Origin of the sequence: Neisseria flavescens (assembly GCF_001618065.1) — a bacterium.
GTDB lineage: Bacteria > Pseudomonadota > Gammaproteobacteria > Burkholderiales > Neisseriaceae > Neisseria > Neisseria flavescens_A.
In genome coordinates this window covers 18,372-35,517 of the sequence record NZ_LAEI01000071.1, presented here as the reverse complement: position 1 = coordinate 35,517, position 17,146 = coordinate 18,372, and the positions used below count along the sequence as shown (strand labels likewise).

The 17,146-nt window shown below is 49.6% G+C and carries 14 protein-coding genes and 2 pseudogenes; 4 read left to right on the top strand and 12 right to left on the bottom strand.

Going from position 1 to position 17,146, the window contains the following annotated elements:
- Positions 1–139: 139 nt before the first annotated feature.
- From hemE to TW89_RS11175, 8 genes and pseudogenes are all read right to left on the bottom strand, one after another.
- Positions 140–1,201 carry a uroporphyrinogen decarboxylase gene (gene hemE, locus TW89_RS11205; RefSeq protein WP_114926249.1) on the bottom strand — a complete coding sequence of 354 codons (1,062 nt, stop codon included), beginning with the start codon at positions 1,199–1,201 and terminating at the stop codon, positions 140–142.
- Between the two features lie 135 nt (positions 1,202–1,336).
- Positions 1,337–2,560, bottom strand: coding sequence for a heme biosynthesis protein HemY (locus TW89_RS11200; protein WP_128581481.1), 1,224 nt, complete (start codon positions 2,558–2,560; stop codon positions 1,337–1,339).
- Positions 2,557–3,828: a uroporphyrinogen-III C-methyltransferase gene (locus TW89_RS12185; protein WP_283114736.1), complete on the bottom strand. Its 1,272-nt coding sequence runs from the start codon at positions 3,826–3,828 to the stop codon at positions 2,557–2,559. The genes TW89_RS11200 and TW89_RS12185 overlap by 4 nt, the downstream gene beginning before the upstream one ends.
- Before the next feature lie 216 nt (positions 3,829–4,044).
- Positions 4,045–4,680: pseudogene (locus tag TW89_RS12180) on the bottom strand (uroporphyrinogen-III synthase); the annotation flags it as partial.
- Between the two features lie 72 nt (positions 4,681–4,752).
- Positions 4,753–5,529: a ferredoxin--NADP reductase gene (locus tag TW89_RS11190; protein ID WP_003746329.1), complete on the bottom strand. Its 777-nt coding sequence runs from the start codon at positions 5,527–5,529 to the stop codon at positions 4,753–4,755.
- 85 nt (positions 5,530–5,614) lie between these two features.
- Entirely contained in the window at positions 5,615–7,381 is a 1,767-nt protein-coding gene (msbA, locus tag TW89_RS11185) for a lipid A export permease/ATP-binding protein MsbA (protein ID WP_128581479.1), read from the bottom strand.
- Positions 7,382–7,609: 228 nt separating this feature from the next.
- Complete coding sequence (thrC, locus tag TW89_RS11180) at positions 7,610–9,019, bottom strand: threonine synthase (protein ID WP_128581478.1); 1,410 nt, start codon at positions 9,017–9,019, stop codon at positions 7,610–7,612.
- An 86-nt stretch (positions 9,020–9,105) separates the two neighbouring features.
- Positions 9,106–9,480: a hypothetical protein gene (locus tag TW89_RS11175; protein ID WP_004519975.1), complete on the bottom strand. Its 375-nt coding sequence runs from the start codon at positions 9,478–9,480 to the stop codon at positions 9,106–9,108.
- 150 nt (positions 9,481–9,630) lie between these two features.
- Between TW89_RS11175 and TW89_RS11170 the strand changes: the two genes are divergently transcribed.
- The 4 genes and pseudogenes from TW89_RS11170 (at position 9,631) to TW89_RS11155 (ending at position 14,367) form a co-directional block, all read left to right on the top strand.
- On the top strand, positions 9,631–10,938 hold the full coding sequence (locus TW89_RS11170; protein ID WP_128581477.1) for a replication-associated recombination protein A: 1,308 nt from the start codon (positions 9,631–9,633) through the stop codon (positions 10,936–10,938).
- A gap of 101 nt (positions 10,939–11,039) precedes the next feature.
- Positions 11,040–12,339 (top strand): annotated as a pseudogene (locus TW89_RS11165) (hemolysin family protein).
- A gap of 58 nt (positions 12,340–12,397) precedes the next feature.
- Positions 12,398–13,201, top strand: coding sequence for an RNA ligase family protein (locus TW89_RS11160; protein ID WP_283114733.1), 804 nt, complete (start codon positions 12,398–12,400; stop codon positions 13,199–13,201).
- Between the two features lie 32 nt (positions 13,202–13,233).
- A complete protein-coding gene (locus TW89_RS11155) occupies positions 13,234–14,367 on the top strand; it encodes an AAA family ATPase (protein ID WP_128581475.1) in 1,134 nt (377 codons plus the stop codon).
- Positions 14,368–14,466: 99 nt separating this feature from the next.
- Here the strand turns inward: TW89_RS11155 and TW89_RS11150 are convergent, their stop codons facing one another.
- Genes TW89_RS11150 through TW89_RS11135 form a run of 4 tightly spaced genes read right to left on the bottom strand, consistent with a single transcriptional unit; the run spans position 14,467 to position 17,119 of the window.
- On the bottom strand, positions 14,467–14,778 hold the full coding sequence (locus TW89_RS11150) for a hypothetical protein (RefSeq protein ID WP_128581474.1): 312 nt from the start codon (positions 14,776–14,778) through the stop codon (positions 14,467–14,469).
- A 26-nt stretch (positions 14,779–14,804) separates the two neighbouring features.
- Positions 14,805–15,695 (bottom strand): NAD(+) kinase, encoded by an 891-nt coding sequence (locus tag TW89_RS11145; protein ID WP_039863638.1) that lies wholly within the window; start codon positions 15,693–15,695, stop codon positions 14,805–14,807.
- Between the two features lie 27 nt (positions 15,696–15,722).
- Positions 15,723–16,295 (bottom strand): ubiquinone biosynthesis accessory factor UbiJ, encoded by a 573-nt coding sequence (locus TW89_RS11140; RefSeq protein WP_070504666.1) that lies wholly within the window; start codon positions 16,293–16,295, stop codon positions 15,723–15,725.
- 50 nt (positions 16,296–16,345) lie between these two features.
- Positions 16,346–17,119, bottom strand: coding sequence for an SDR family NAD(P)-dependent oxidoreductase (locus tag TW89_RS11135; protein ID WP_128581473.1), 774 nt, complete (start codon positions 17,117–17,119; stop codon positions 16,346–16,348).
- Positions 17,120–17,146 lie beyond the last annotated feature (27 nt).

Genomic DNA, 17,146 nt, shown 5'->3' with positions numbered 1-17,146 from the left:
ACGGTCGATGTGTTTGGCGATCATGGCTTGTGCGGTTTGCTGGAAGAAGGTGCTCATGAGAAATCCCCTAAATGTCTTGGTGGGAATTTAGGGGATTTTGGGGAATTTTGCAAAGGTCTCGGCCTTTGAGTTGCTTTAATTAACGGTGATACTGACGGGACAATTCGTGTACGGTATCGACCAAGATTTTGGCGTGTTCCGGATTGGTGTGTTGGTTGATGCCGTGTCCGAGGTTGAATACATGGCCGCTGCCGTTGCCGTAGTCGGCAAGGATGCGCGCGACTTCGGTGCGGATAGATTCCGGTGTGCCAAAGAGGGCAAACGGGTCGAAGTTGCCTTGCAGGGCAACTTGTTCGCCGACGCGACGGCGGGCTTCGCCGATGTTGCAGGTCCAGTCCAAGCCTAATGCGTCTGCGCCGATTTCTGCCATGCTTTCCAGCCATAAGCCGCCGCCTTTGGCAAATACGATAACAGGCACGCGGCGGCCTTCGTTTTCGCGTTTGAGTCCGGCTACGATTTGTCGGATGTACTTCAGGCTGAATTCTTTAAATGCGGCATCGCTCAACACGCCGCCCCAAGTGTCGAAAATTTGTACGGCTTGTGCGCCGGCATCGATTTGGGCGTTGAGGTAGGCGGTAACGGCTTGAGCATTGGTGTCGAGGATTTTATGCAGCAAATCAGGGCGCGAATACATCATGGTTTTGATGGTGCGGAATTCTTTGCTGCTGCCGCCTTCAACCATGTAGCAGGCGAGCGTGAACGGGCTGCCTGAGAAACCGATGAGCGGAACTCGGCCGTCCAGTGCTTTACGGATGGAAGTCACTGCATCAAAGACGTATTGCAGTTTTTCCATGTCGGGAACTTGCAGTTTTGCAATGTCCGCTTCATGTTGCAAAGCGCGTTCAAATTTCGGGCCTTCACCTTCGGCAAAATACAGGCCCAAACCCATGGCATCTGGAACTGTCAGGATATCGGAAAACAGAATTGCCGCGTCCAGATCAAAACGTTCTAAAGGCTGGATAGTGACTTCGGTTGCCAGCTCGGTATTTTTACACAAATCGAGAAAGCTGCCTGCGCGCGCGCGCGTGGCTTTGTATTCAGGCAGATAGCGTCCGGCTTGGCGCATCATCCAGATGGGCGTGTATTCGACAGGCTGTTTAAGCAGGGCGCGGAGGAAAGTATCGTTTTTCAGAGCAGTCATGATAAATAGGCTTTCTGATTTGGTGTGTTGGACAAAGTTCAGACGGCCTTAGATATGTATTGAGGCCGTCTGAAATGATTAAATGGTTGGTTCTGTTGTAGATTTCATACTGTCGCTTAATACGAAATCAGCACATCAATTGGGTTGAGGGAGTGCTGCCGGATGTTCTTCTTCGGCTACGCTTTCCAAAACCAAATTGCGTTGTTCTTGCGCTTTTTGCAGTTGGTCGGTTTCATCAAACACGCGCGCTAGGACCAAATGTGCGGATACGCTGGGTTGCAGGGCGATGCTGGCTTCGAGGTAGCCTTGGGCTTTGCCCCAAAGTTTGCGGCCGTAGGCCAGTTGCCCAAGATACATCAACAGCGGTGCATTGTCGGGTTGTTCCTGCAGCCAAGAATCTGCCAAGTCGATGGCTTTTTGTTGCTCGCGCTCGCTTAGGAAACGTACGGATTCGACAAATGCTTCCAAAAGCTCGGGCTGGCGGTTTTGCGGATAATGGGTTTTTACCCATTTGACCGCTTCGGCATACAAGCCCAAACGCTCGTATTTTTCGGCAATCGCGACACACAATTCGCCAGACTTCACACTTTCGGGAATCTGTTTCAAACAGGCTTTCAGACGGCCTGCATCGGTTACTTCGCTCAAGAGGCGGCGATATGCCCAGTTCTGATACTGTTCTGCTTCGTAATCGTTGATAGCGCCGGCTTTGACCAGTTTTTCCGCTTTTGCCAAGACATCTGAAGCATCGCCGTGATCAAAGGCATAACGCAATTGCAGGCGCACCAAGCGGCTTAAGTTGCCGTTGATTTTGGATGCGGCTTCAAGATTTTGTGCGGCAGTCGGATAATCGCGGCGGCCCAGTGCGGATTCAGCCAGCAAAAGATGACGGGAAAGCTGTTGTTTTTGCGGAAGGTGTTCGATTTCGTGCAGGTAGCGGTCGCGCAGTTCGAAGTTTTCCATTTGGTCGGCCGCGTGCGCGCCCAACATCAAAGCTAGGGTACGGTTGTCGCCTGCTTCTTTGTTTTGCAAGACTTTGGCGGCTTCTTGTTCGGCTTTTTCAAAACGGCCTTCAAAATATGCCAAACCTGCGCTGTTCAAAGAGGCAGAAGCCTGACGGCCTTTACGGGCAATGCCGAAGCGTTGCATACGCGCCGGAATGTTCAAGAGGCCGAACACGAATTTAATTAGGAAATACAGGACGAATACGCTCAACAGCAGGCCTAAAACAAAGGCATGCAGATTGATACGCAGCATGGTTTGCTCAACCACGACATACACGTTGCCGGTATAAATGCCGGAAGCCAACGCTAAACCGACGGCGGCGGCAAATAGAATGACAATCCAAACGACGGTTTTCATGCTTGCTCTCCTTTAATTTTGGCAGCAGGCTTGGTTTGGTTTTGTGGTTTGGAAGCTTCGGCGGCCGGTTCTTTTTTGTTTTCAGACGGCAAAGCAGGTGCTTCCAGAGATTGAGGGGCAGAAGCGGCGGCCGGTGCGGCAGTCGTGGCTTGCTCGGTAGTTGCAGCCGGAGCGGAAGCGGTTTTCTCGGCGGCTTGGGTTTGGGTAGCCTCTTCGGTCGTCATTTGTGTACGAGAACCTTCTTGATAAGCGCGAATGGCACTCAAGCTGGCTTTCAGGCTGTCGTCTGAAATCATGCGGACATCAAGGGCTTTGAGTTCGGCCAACTCTTTCAACCATGACTGCGTAGCAGGGGATTTGCTGTCGAAGTATTGCTTCACGGTTGCTTCAACGTTGTTCAAATCGCTTTGATACACTTCGCCGTTGTGTTGCAACAGGGCAATGCGCGCATCCAAAAGGCGCAGGCGCAGGTTTTCACGGATGAAGTAGGTTTGTTCGGGCGAAATCAACATGGCGTCGTTGCTGTCCAGATGACGAACTTCAACCAAGCCTTTGAGGGCATTGAGGGATTTTTCCCATGTGTTTTCCCACCAAGTTCCTGAATTAGCGGCTTCGACAGGCGCGGCACCCGGTTTCAATACGCCGTCCAAAACCAAAGGCAGGCCTGAAATACCGGTTTCCAAACGGTCGATACGCAAGGCAGTGGCAGAAATATCGACATAAGGACGGTTTTTCAGCGCGGCCAAATCATTGCTGATGGCTTGTTTGATGGGGATAAGCTCAGGCTGTTCAAAACGGCTTAAGCGGCTGTCGATGTGTTCCAATACGCTGACCGCACCTTGAAGGTTGCCTGACAGCATCAATTGTTGCGAAGCAGTGTTCAGCATGGATTCGGCTTCGTCAACCAGCCAGTTGATACGGCCTTTGAGTAACTCTTGATAAGCTTTCTGCGTTTGCAGGATTTGATCGCTATTGTTTTTTTGACCGTTGTTCAGGCGGTCTAACTCGGCCTGAATAGCGGTTTGGCGGTTGAGGTTGTCTTTTAAAAGGCTGGCGTTTTCAGATTCGCCCAACGCGGCTTTGTCAATTTTTTGGTTGAATTCGAGCTCTTGGTTTTTTAAAACATTTTGGCCCTGTACAAACAGGAATCCGCTCGCGCCTAGGCCTAGCAGTGCCAAGACGGTTGCACCTGCGGCCAAGGCTTTGCCTCCAGATTGTTTGATGATAACAGGGGCGTTGTTTTGTGGGAGATTGTTGGACTCGGGCATGCTCGCCTCCACTCGCTGAGGTTGGGTAGGTTTGATTTGTTCAGACGGCCTAGTGTTTTCAGAACGTTCAGGCGCCGGAGCTGCCGTATTGGCAACTTGTTGGGTATCTTTATTGTCTTCGACTTGGTTCACTGCTTGGCTCCTTTGTGGCATGGATGAAAGTGCAGCGGATAGAGAAGTGACGGTTTCTACATGTTTGGCACCGACGATGCGAAGCGCATCGGCAATGCGCGGATGATGGGTAAAGTATAGCAAGGATTCGAAGAATCGGGAAAATTGCGGCGGAATCTGATGGAAAAATTCGCGCGCAAGTTCGCCGGATGTAATGTAGGCGGCGGTGATGTCTTCGGTTTTAAAGTTCTGCCAATCGATGGCGTGTGGCCGTCTGAAATAGATTTCGGCGATGTCGATTTGGAAACCCAGTTCGGTCAGTTTGTCTGCCAGAAAATCACGGCCGCCATGACCTCGAATGATTAGAACTTGGGCATTGGGTGGCAGGTTTTTCCAAATAGGCATTCTCAAGACGGCTTCGCTGTCGTTGCCATCTTCGGGGGAGAATACGGGATAGGGGGAGAATTGCGCCAAAGTATGTTGGCTGGTTTGGCCGACAGTAATGTGTGCTTTGGGGCCGTCTGAAAAGTTCAGATGCGGCGCTGCGGTTTCAATAGCGGTGGGGCTGACCCAAAACACGACATCGGCTTGCTTGAATTGTTCGGGAAGTTTGTTTAGTGCCGAACGGTCTGCCTCTATTTCGATCGGACTCAATACTTGAGCCTGCCAACCGGCTGCATGGCAGGTTTGGGTATCTTGTTGCGGACGGTTGGACGGACGGATGATGAGTAGAGTAGGCATAATGTGGGATAAATTATTAAGGTTTAGGCCGTCTGAAAGAAGGGTTTCAGACGGCCTGCTGCCGGGGATACGTTATTGATCGACGAATGCGCGCTCAATCAGGTAGTCGCCGCGGACACCGGTTTTCGGAGAAACGGTCAGGCCGAATTCGTCCAAGACGTTGCAGGTGTCTTTCAACATAGCAGGGCTGCCGCACAACATGGCGCGGTCGTCTTGCGGATTGATTTTAGGCAGGCCAATGTCTTCGAAGAGTTTGCCGCTGCGCATTAAATCGGTCAGACGGCCATGGTGTACATAGTCTTCGCGTGAAACGATCGGGTAGTAAATCAATTTTTCTTTAACCAAGTCGCCCAGGTATTCGTGTTCGGGTAATTCTTTGGTGAAGCGGTCGTAGTATGCCAAGTCTTTTTTGTAGCGTACGCCGTGAACCAAGATGATTTTTTCGAATTGCTCGTAAATTTCAGGGTCTTTGGTAATGCTCAAGAAAGGGGCGATGCCGGTACCGGTGCTCAAGAGGTAGAGGTGTTTGCCCGGATTCAGGTCGCCGGCAACCAGTGTACCGGTCGGTTTTTTACTAATGAGGACATCGTCGCCGACTTTAAGGTGTTGCAGGCGGCTGGTCAATGGGCCGTCTTGTACTTTGATACTGAAAAATTCCAGATGCTCTTCCCAGTTGGCAGAAGCCACGCTGTATGCGCGCATCAGTGGTTTGCCGTCTACCATCAGGCCGACCATGACGAATTGGCCGTTTTCAAAGCGCAAAGACTCGTCACGGGTACAGGTGAAAGTGAAGTAAGCGTCGGTCCAGTGGTGTACGGACAAGACTTTCTGGGTGTTGAATGCTGCCATTGATATTTCCTGTCGGATAAGGCCGTCTGAAAAGGGTAGGTCGGGGCGGCCAAGGTTAATAAAAAGAATGGAATATGGTGTTCAGCTACTTGCTTGCCGGTTTGGCTGATTTTTCGCTGAGGCTGTGCAGGTCGGCATAGCGTCCGCCTGCGTTGATCAATTCATGATGAGTGCCCTGTTCGACTACATTGCCTTCATGCATCACAACGATGTTGTCGGCTTTTTCGATGGTCGAAAGTCGGTGGGCAATCACCAATGTGGTACGGTTTTGCATCAGGTTTTCCAATGCGGTTTGTACCAAACGTTCGGATTCATTATCCAATGCACTGGTGGCTTCGTCCAAAATTAAAATCGGCGCATTTTTCAAAAGCGCACGCGCAATGGCAAGGCGTTGACGTTGGCCGCCAGACAGTTTTAAACCGTTTTCGCCAACTTCAGTGTGCAAGCCTTGCGGCATTTTTTGGATAAATTCCCAAGCATTGGCTGCTTTTGCAGCATTGATAATTTCTTCTTCACTGAATTTGTCAGCTTGAGCATAGGCAATGTTTTCAGCAATCGTACCATTAAACAGGACAACGTTTTGGCTGACGAATGCCATGCGGCTGCGTAGGCTTTCGAGTGTATATTCATTGATGTTGACGCCGCCAATCAAAACCTTGCCTTCATCCGGATTAAGGAAGCGCGGCAACATATTGGCCAGGGTGGTTTTACCGCAGCCTGATGCGCCGACTAATGCAGTCACTTTGCCTTGCGGTACAAGCAGGTTGATGTGGTTCAAACTGTTGCGTTCGGCTTCGGGATAACGGTGTACAACATCGCAAAATTCGATATCGCCAGGGTTTGGGCTGAGAATCTGTTTGCCTTCGTTGCTTTCTTCGGGTTGATCCAAAAAGGTGAAGACACTTTCTGCCGCCGCCAAACCGCGTTGCAGGGATTGCATCACGCCGGTCATGCGTTTGATGGGGTCAAACATCATGATCATGCTGGACAAAAATGACATAAAATCGCCTGCACTAAATCCTGAAAGTCCGGCTTGGCGGGCGGCTGCGTAAATAATCGCAGCCAGTGCAACCGAAGCCATTAATTGCGTAATGCCGGTACCGGCAGAGCTGGCGGAAACCTGTTTGAGCAGGTTGCGGCGAACATCATTGGCAATACGGTCGAAGCGGCGGTTTTCATAATCTTGACCGCCGTAGATTTTTACAACGCGTTCACCATTAATGCTTTCGCCCAAGACCTGCATCAGCTGGCCAAGATAAATTTGGTTGTTGGCAGACAGTTTGCGCAGGCGTTTGCTGACTGTTTGGATACATACAGCAACAACCGGCAAGATGATAAAAGTAATCAGGGTCAAACGCCAGTTCAGATAAGTCAGCAAGCCCAATAGGCCGACTACGCTCACGCCGTCTTTAGCAATCACGGTAATGACGTTAAACCCTGCATCGGTAATTTGATTGACGTCGTTCAAGATACGAGACATCAAACGGCCGCCGGTATTGCTGCTGAAATACGAAGTCGGCAGGTGCATCATTTTGTTGAACATTTCACCGCGCAAGCGCTGCACCAAGTGGCTGGACAGATACGTCGTGCAATATTCGTTGATGAAGTTAAACAGGCCGCGAATGAAAAACAGCGCCACAATTGCCAGTGGCAACCATGACATGCTTTTCATGTTTTTATCGACAAAACCTTCATTGATCAAAGGTTTGAGCAAGTAACCGAAAGCCGGCATCGTACTGGCGACAATCAGCATGGCCACTACGGAGACGATAAACATCTTCCAATAGCTTTTCAAATATCCAAGCAAGCGCTTGTATAGCTCCCAGTTGGATGTGGCTTGTGTTGTCTGCATATCAATCCAAATTTAGAGCAAACATGCAATTCTAAACGAAAATATCTGTCATTACAATGTTTGCAATTGAAAGTCAAAAGGAGTTGGTATTGTTTTAACACCTTGATTTTATATTAGGAACGACTGCGGCGTGGTGGGTTTGGCAATAATGTTACCCACTTCTCAAATATCGGTTGCGGCCGTCTGAAACTTTTTCAGACGGCCTGTGCAGTCGTCAAGGACGGCCGGTTAAGCCAGGGCTTCCTTAATGATGTCTTTCACTGCTGTTGCATTATTAGGGACAACACGGACACGTTGCGGCAGGTTTTCCAAGCCTTCCAATGCGGCCGGACGAGGGATGGAAACTTCGCCGACAGCCTCATGGATGGTGGCTTCAAATTTGGCGGCCAGTGCGGTTTCGAGGCAGACGATGGTTTCGCCGGCTTCGCGGACTTCACGCGCTACTTTGACACCATCAGCTGTATGCGGATCAATCAGTTCATGATCTTGCTCGTAAACCTGTTTGATGGTGGCAAGGCGGTTGGCATGGGTCGATTTGCCGGAAACAAAGCCATATTGTTGATGTACTTTGTTTAAGACAAATTCCAAATTGAAACCTTTGCCGGAACCTACTTCCGCCCATAAGGTTTTGATTTCGTCTGCATCGCGGTCCATCAGGTTAAACACAAAACGCTCGAAGTTGGAGGCTTTGGAAATATCCATAGACGGGCTGGAAGTAACGTGGGTGTGTTCGCTGTTGCGCGGGCGGTATGCACCGGTTTTGAAAAATTCGTCCAATACGTCGTTTTCGTTAGTGGCGACAATCAAGCGGTGGATGGGTAGGCCCATTTGACGGGCGATATGACCGGCGCAGACATTGCCAAAGTTGCCGCTTGGTACGCAGAAGCTGACTTTTTCGTCATTGCTCGAAGTGGCATTGAAATAACCGGCAAAGTAATACACGACTTGGGCGACGATACGGCCCCAGTTAATAGAGTTGACTGTGCCGATGTGGTATTTGGCTTTGAATTCGGCATCGTTTTGTACGGCTTTGACGATGTCTTGGCAGTCGTCAAACATGCCTTCAACAGCGATGTTGTGGATGTTGGCATCTTGCAGGCTGAACATTTGTGCACGTTGGAATGCACTCATTTTGCCTTCCGGAGACAGCATGAAGACATTGACGCCTTTTTTTCCGCGCAGGGCATATTCGGCGGCAGAGCCGGTGTCGCCGCTGGTGGCGCCTAAAATATTGAGTTCTTTGCCTTCTTTGTTCAATACATATTCAAACGCATTGCCCAAGAATTGCATGGCCATGTCTTTGAATGCCAAAGTCGGGCCGTTGGACAGAGCTTGGATTTTGATGCCGTCTGAAAGTGTGCGCACCGGAGTAATGGCTTTGGTACCGAATACTTCTTCGGTGTAGGTACGGTTGATGATATCGCGTAAATCATCAGCAGGGATGTCGGTGGCAAACAGGCTCATGACTTCAAACGCCAGCTCTGGATAGCTGAGTGTGCGCCATTGGTCTAAAGTAGCACGGTCGATTTGAGGGTATTGCTCAGGCAGCATCAAACCGCCGTCAGGAGCCAAACCCATCAATAAAACTTCGCTGAATTGCTTGCGTGCGGTTGCACCGCGGGTGCTGATGTATTTCATGGTTTCTTCTCTATATATTTAAAATTCAAATAGAAAGTCAAAACGAATTCAGACGGCCTCGATATTAAAAAAGGCCGTCTGAACGATTATTTGTAGAGTCGTTTGAAGCAGGCGGTAACCGTTTTCGCGGTAACGGAAGCAATGGCCTGATCGCGGGTTGCCGGGCTCAAAACCTGCATCATTTCGGTTGCAGTTAATTGATTTGGCGCTTCTTCGCTGGCGCAGCCACAGATTTTATTTTCCCATTCGGCTTGTTTTTCCGCGCTCATGGCTAAAGCAATGACGCGCCATTCGTTACGTTTGTTTAATTCGGTACGGCATTGGCTGTCTACCGCCATTTTCACTACGCTGCTGCCGATACCTGTACCGCTGCCCAAGCCGCCGAAAGATTCGCCGCCGGTAGCGCATGCACCCAATAAGAAAGCTGATGTAACAGCTGCCAAAAGAGTTTTTGAAGTCATGATGTTTCCTGTTAGCAAGGCCGTCTGAAACGCCCGAAGAGTTCTCAAAATAGCATGTATTATACCGTAATGCGGCCCGATATGTGAGTTTGCGAAACTGCCGTATAATGCTAGCGAGTTTTCTTTTAATCAATCAGCACGAAAGCCGCTATGTCCGACCTTTTCGCCCGCCAACCCGAAGCCCCTTTAGCCGAACGCTTGCGCCCGCATTCTTTAGATGATGTCATTGGGCAGCAGCACTTAATCGGCGAAGGTAAACCTTTGCGCGTGGCGGTGGAAGGCGGGAAGCCGCATTCTATGTTGCTGTGGGGACCGCCGGGCGTAGGTAAAACCACGCTGGCACGGATTTTGGCGCAGAGTTTCAATGCCCAGTTTCTGCCGGTTTCCGCCGTATTTTCCGGCGTAAAAGACATACGTGAGGCAATTGAGAAAGCTGAAATTGCCTTGCAGCAAGGGCGTGCGACGATTTTGTTTGTTGACGAGGTACACCGCTTCAACAAAGCGCAGCAGGACGCATTTTTGCCTTATGTCGAAAGTGGTTTATTAACCTTTATCGGTGCTACCACGGAAAACCCGTCATTTGAAGTCAATCCGGCTTTACTTAGCAGGGCGCAGGTGTATGTCTTGCAATCCTTGTCTTCAGACGACCTGAAGAAGCTGATTACCAAAGTATTGGCTTTGCCCGAATACCAAGATTTTACGATTGAAGCGGATGCGCAAGAATTGCTCGTGAATACCGCCGATGGCGATGCACGCAGATTGTTGAACTTGATCGAGCAGCTTTTACGTGCTGCCGACTCACGCCGTCTGAAAACCCTAACCGCTGAATTTCTTGCCGATAGTTTGGGGGCGCAAATCCGTCGTTTTGATAAGGGTGGCGAGAGTTTCTACAACCAAATTTCCGCGCTACACAAATCCGTGCGCGGTTCGCATCCCAATGCGGCATTGTATTGGTTCTGCCGTATGCTTGACGGTGGCACCGACCCGCGCTATCTCGCCCGCCGCATTGTCCGCATGGCATGGGAAGATATCGGCTTGGCCGATCCGCGTGCCTTAACGATTGTCAATGATGCCGCCGCAACTTATGAGCGCTTAGGCTCGCCGGAAGGGGAGCTTGCTTTGGCGCAAGCCGTGTTGTATCTCGCCGCAGCCGCCAAATCCAACGCGGGCTATAAGGCATACAACCAAATGCGCCGTTTCGTCAAAGAAAATGCCAGCAACGAAGTGCCTGTCCATCTGCGCAATGCGCCGACCAAGTTGATGAAAGAATTGGGCTACGGACGCGAATACCGCTATGCCCATGACGAACCAAATGCCTACGCCGCCGGCGAAAGCTATATGCCCGACGGCTTGGATGAACCTGATTTCTATCAACCCGTTCCACGCGGATTGGAAATCAAAATTGGCGAAAAGCTGAAATGGTTGAAATCCTTGGATGAAGATGCACTGGATGATTAAAACAATAAATGTACATAATACAAATCTAAGATCAAATTGAATTTTTCAGACGGCCTTTGCTGTTTGAATATTTTTAACCTATACCATACACACACTTTTTCATGAATATTTTTGAAGCCTTATTATTATTGTGTCTGCTGATTGTCATTAGCGCATTTGTATCCTGTTCCGAACTTGCGCTTGCTTCGGCACGCAAAATCAAATTGCAGGTCATGGCGAAAGACGGCGGCGATACGCGTGCGCTTGATGTAATCAATATGCAGCAGCAGCCGGGCAGTTTTATTACCGTCGTCCAAATCGGTTTGAACGCCGTCGCCATTCTTGCCGGTATTGTCGGCGAGGCGGCAATACGTCCTTATTTTGGCAAGCTGTTGGAGAACGCAGGCAGTTGGGGCAGTACAGTTGCCTCTTTGCTGACTTTCTCGCTGGTTACAGGCAGCTTTATTTTAATTGCCGACCTGATGCCCAAGCGTATGGCAATGACCCATCCCGAAGCGGTGGCGGTACGCATCGTCCGTCCGATGATGTTTTTGATTTTTATCTTAAAACCCCTTGTCTGGGTTTTTGATGGGTTGGCAAACGCAATATTCAAACTCTTCAAAATTTCAACCATCCGTCAGGAGCAGCTGACCTCGGAAGATATTTATGCCGTCGTTGATGCAGGTGCGCAGGCTGGTGTGTTGAAAGAGCAGGAACACTATCTGATTGAAAACATTTTTGATATGCAGGAGCGTACGGTCACTTCCACCATGAGCACGCGTGAATACATCGCCTATTTTGATAAACATGATGACAGCGATACCGTGTTGGAAATGATGTCGGACAAACCGCACAATAAATTCCTTGTATGTGACGGCGATTTGGAACGCGTCATCGGCTATATCGAATCGCATACGCTGCTGACCTGTTTTTAAAGAAAAAGACGTCCGCCTGACCGACAAGCGCGTGTTGCGTAAAGCCTTGTTCATCCCCGATACACTGTCGCTTTACGATGTCTTGGAAACCTTCAAGACTTCCGGCGAAGACTTTGCCGTCGTAGTGAACGAATACGCGCTGGTGGTCGGCGTGGTAACGCTGAAAGATGTGATGAGCATTGTGATGGGCGAGCTGGTCAATACCGAAGAAGAGCCGCAAATCATCCGCCGTACCGAAGACACATGGTTGGTAGATGGCGCTACGCCGCTTACCGATGTTATGCGCGCATTGGATATTGAAGAATTTCCCAATTCGGAAAACTACGAAACCATCGCTGGCTTTATGATGTATTCCCTGCGCAAAATACCGAAACGTACAGATTTTCTAGTTTATGCCGGTTATAAATTTGAAATCATCGATACTGAAAATTTGAAAATCGACCAACTTTTGGTTTCCAAACAAGGAAATATGGTGGGGAAAATGTAACGGGTTGCAGGGAACACTTGAAAAGAAAATTAAAAAATGAATAAAAAGGAAAAATATTATGACGACAACCGAACCTCAAAAATACGCCCGCAGCCTGCACACTCCCATCAGCCTTGGTACCACCTCTGACGACCGTTTTATGCCGCGCGGCTTTCTTTCATATTTTGCCTCACTGCCGAAATTGGTTTTAACCGAAAAATTAGATGGGCAAAACAACTGCTTTGCCGCACACGGCCTCTATGCCCGTAGTCATGCTGCGCCTACCCAGCATCCGTGGGATAAACCTTTGCTGCAACGATGGCAGCAAATCAAAGATGATTTAGGCGATCTTGAACTTTTTGGCGAGAATATGTATGGCATTCATTCGATTGCCTATTCGCAACTGGAAAGCTATTTTTACCTGTTTGCAGTCCGCCGTGGCGGACATTGGCTTTCATGGGAAGAGGTTAAATTTTATGCGCAGCTGTTTGATTTTCCGACTGTGCCAGAAATACCCATTGTCCAGCCTCTTGCAGATTTCACTCAAAAATACGCCAATGAAGATATTGCTTTAGCGCAATGGCTTGCCGCTAATTTGGGAGAGCCGTGGACAGACAGCGTAAAAACTGCCGGTAAGCTTGGCGGCTACGATCCGAAAACAGGAGCGGCATGCAGTGAAGGTTTCGTTATCCGGAACGCCGCTGATTTTGCCACCAACAACGGCAACCTGCCTGTTCAATTTAATGAATTTGATAATCTTTTCAAATTGGTGCGAGCCAAACACGTTAAAACCGACGTTCATTGGACGAAAACTTGGAAGTCTGCCCGTCTTATCGATTACGACAAATACCATTGGCAAAGCTGGCAGTTTCAGACAGCCTGAAGTCCAATTATCCAATAATAAGAAAGACAATTATGTGGACATTCCCAGATTACATACCCGGTCAACTTCCTGATTGGCAAGCCTTAGAACGTCGTTTCAGCTGGTTTGCCGATATGAAGGATGTTCCGCAAGACCCTGAGTGGCATGCTGAAGGCGATGTATTTACGCATACCAAAATGGTATGCGAAGCCCTTTTACAACTGCCCGAGTTCCAAGCGCTTGATGGACAGGAGCAGCATATTCTGTTTGCTGCCGCCATGCTGCATGATGTGGAAAAACGCAGTACGACCAAGAGTGAAATAGAAAACGGCAAAGAGCGTATCGTTTCGCCGCATCACGCAAAAAAAGGTGAGCATACCGCCCGTACTTTGCTGTATACCGAACTTGCCGCTCCATTTGCCGTAAGAGAAGCAATCGCCAAACTCGTGCGTTTGCACGGATTGCCCTTATGGGCGATTAATAAGCCTAATCCTGAGCGAGCCGTCATAGCAGCCAGTTTGCAGGTCAATACTGAGCATCTTGCCATGCTTGCTAAAGCTGATGTTCTCGGTCGTATATGTTGCGACCAACAGGATATTTTGCTGCGCATTGATTTGTTTCGTGAACTCTGTGAAGAAAATGCTTGTTGGGGGAAAGCGCGTACTTTTGCTAGCGACTACGGACGCTATCTCTATCTTAACGGCCGTAGCGAAATGCCGGATTATCAGCCATTTGATGATCAAACCTTTGATGTGTACGCCATGTGCGCCATAGCAGGTAGCGGCAAAGACAGTTACATCAGGCAACATCTTGCCCATCTGCCTATGCTGTCGCTGGATGAGATTCGCCGTGAGCGCAAACTCAATCCCGCAGATTCTAAACATACCGCCGAAGCAGTGCGTTTGGGTAAAGAGCAGGCAAAGGAATACCTGCGAGCCCGTACGTCATTTGTCTTTAATGCGACCAATCTTAACCGCGACCTGCGCAGCAAATGGCTGCCGATGTTTGCCGATTACGGCGCACGCGTGCATCTCATTTATTTGGAAGTGCCTTACACGCAATTACTATCGCAAAACCGTAACCGCGAACATTCTGTGCCGAATGATGTGTTGCACCGCATGATAGAAAAGCTGGAAATCCCTGATTATAGTGAAGCGCATACGGTAGATTTTGTAGTCTTTTCTTAAAAAGTAAAGGGTTTTTGTAAGTAGGCCGTCTGAAACAATCCAATGTTTCAGACGGCCTTTTTATGAAATCAAAAATTGTTAGAGCTAAGACAGAGGTCTTTATTCGCAGCTCAAGTTTTTTGTTTTTTCAGCGAATGTATCCATGGCAATTTGGCACATACGTTCACGTTGGCCTACATCGGCGGCGGGCAGGATTTGGCGCAGGTATTTTGTGTTGTCGCGTTGGAACGATGCTTTATCACCTGCTTTTTGATAACACGCATCTGCGCGGGTAAAGTATTGCTGGCAGATTTTCGGCAATTCTTCAAAGGACAAGGGTTTGCTTTTGTGCATGCCGTGTGCGGAGACGGAGACGGAGAGGGAGGAAAGGGCGCACAGCGCGATGATTAAGGTCTGGGAAATGGTTTTCATGGTAAGCCTATTTATTGAAGTGGTGTTTAAATCAATTGTTCGCCCCAATGCAGCTTTTGGCGCAGGGTTTTGAAGTATTGGTAATCGGTGGGATGGAGGACGCGCAAGGGGTTGTGATAGCGGCGGATGATGATGCGGTCGAAGTTTTGCACGTCGATATGGGATTGTCCGTCAAAATGTGCGCGTGCGTCGCCGCTTTTGGTAATGAGGATTTCGATTACGCTGGTGTCGGAGATGGCAATCGGGCGGTTGGTCATGGATTGCGGACAGATAGGCACAAGCGTGAAGGCGTGCAAACCGGCTTGCATGATGGGGCCGCCGGCGGCAAGTGCATAAGCGGTCGAACCTGTCGGCGTGGAAATAATCAGACCGTCTGAACGTTGGGTATAGACAAATTCTTGATTGATAAAGACTTCAAATTCGATCATTTGGCCTGCGCCGCCACGAGACAGTACGGTGTCGTTGAGGGCGAGGGCGCGTTCGATGGTTTCGCCGTCACGAATGATGCTGGCTTCGATGAGGATGCGTTCTTCGGGCAGATATTTGCCTTCCAGTACGGGTCGGATGCCCTCAACCATGGTGTCGCGTGAGATTTGGGTGAGGAAGCCCAAGTGGCCTTGATTGATGCCGATGATGGGTACGGCGCGCGGGGCGACTTCACGGGCGGCGGAGAGGAAGGTACCGTCGCCGCCGAGTACAACGACAAGGTCGCAGTATTTGCCCAGCTGGGCTTTGTTTACGGTTTCGCAGTAGGCGGAATCTTGGATATAGACGCAGTGTTCTTCTACGCTCAATTCATCCAGATAGATGGTAAAGCCGTTTTCGCGCAGAAAAGAAACCAATGTGTGGACGGTATCTTGAATCTCGGGCGTATTGGGACGTGTAACGATACCGATGTTTTTAAATGGGCTTTTCATGATAGTAGGCCGTCTGAAATTAAGTTTCTAATCTATCCAGATATCGCGCTCGAGCCGGTCGAGGCGTTCGTTTAGGCGGGCAACGTCGTCACGCAGTTTGTCCACTTCTTCCAGCCATGCGGCAAGCGTGGCTTGGTCGATAACAGGGGATTCGGGTTCGCGTGAAAAGTCGCTGATTTGCTCGGCAATGCTTTTGCCGATTTTTTTCATGGTGCGGCCGATGTCGCCGGCGCGCGAGCTGATGCTTTCTGCGGCCACATGACCGAATACACGCGCCAAATCTTCGCTCGGATAATAGCGTAATCCACCCAAAATAGGAAGGACGGACATGCCCAATACCAAGTCGCCTTCGAGGCTGATGTCGCCCACGCCGGGCTGACCGCCTTGGAGGATTTTTTGGATGGCGCTGTTGTGGAATGTGATGTTGGTGTCGGCGGTTTCATTTGCGGTTTCAAGAAAACCTTGTTCGCTGATGCGTCCGGTTAGTCTGAAACCGGTCAGGCTGATGCAGATGATGCTGCCTGCAAATTCAGACAGCTCGTGCTGTTGCTCTGGATTTTGCTGTATCAGGTGGTTGATAAGGGGAAATAGGGCGGACATGGTTTACTCTAAATGCCGTCTGAAACGGATGAATGGACTGAGTCGCAATTTTACAGGCTTAGCCCGTCTGCGCAAACGGTATTTACAATTTTGCCGTTGCTTTTGTCATCAACGATGAAGTCAGGAGCCGACAGACCGAGTTTGGCCGCTTCGGCAGTATAAAATTCAGCCCGGGTTGGGTGGCGGGGTTCGACAATATTGCGGATACGTTTGCCGTCGGCTTGGCAGGCCGTCTGAAAAAGGACTTGGACGGCAAGATCCTTATGAAAAATATTGACGGGTTGATTGCCGCCTTGAATGTGTATTTTTTGAACCAGCTTGGTAACGGGATGACGGTCGGCAGAATAAAGTCCACCCAGTCGCAGTATGTCGATATGGGGGACGGCGCTTTCAAGCAAGGCTTGCTCGATTGTGAGGATTTGACGGGCGGATTCGGTTTGCGGATCGGGCGGCGTGGTTTCATCGCATATGCGTGCTTGGTTACCATACACGCTGGTACTGCTGGTAAAGATGATGTGTTGTACCTTAGATTGCTCGGCAAGTTGAATCCATTTTTTCAGGGTATCGGCGTAATGGTTTAATGAGGAAGGCGGAAGCAGGCAAAACCATGTCGGCTTGTTGATATGGTTTTGCCACAAGGCCGAACTGTGAAAAATATCGTCTTGATTCAAATCGATGATGTCGAGTTCAATCGGCAGATTGATGTTGTCAGAGGTCAGGTTGCGTTTGACGGCGGCTACCTGACTGCCTTGTTCATAAAATTTTTGTGCCAGCGGCAGGCCGAGATAGCCTAAGCCGAGAATGGAAATATCGGAAAGGTGCATAAATAAAGCATCCGAAAATTAACAGGC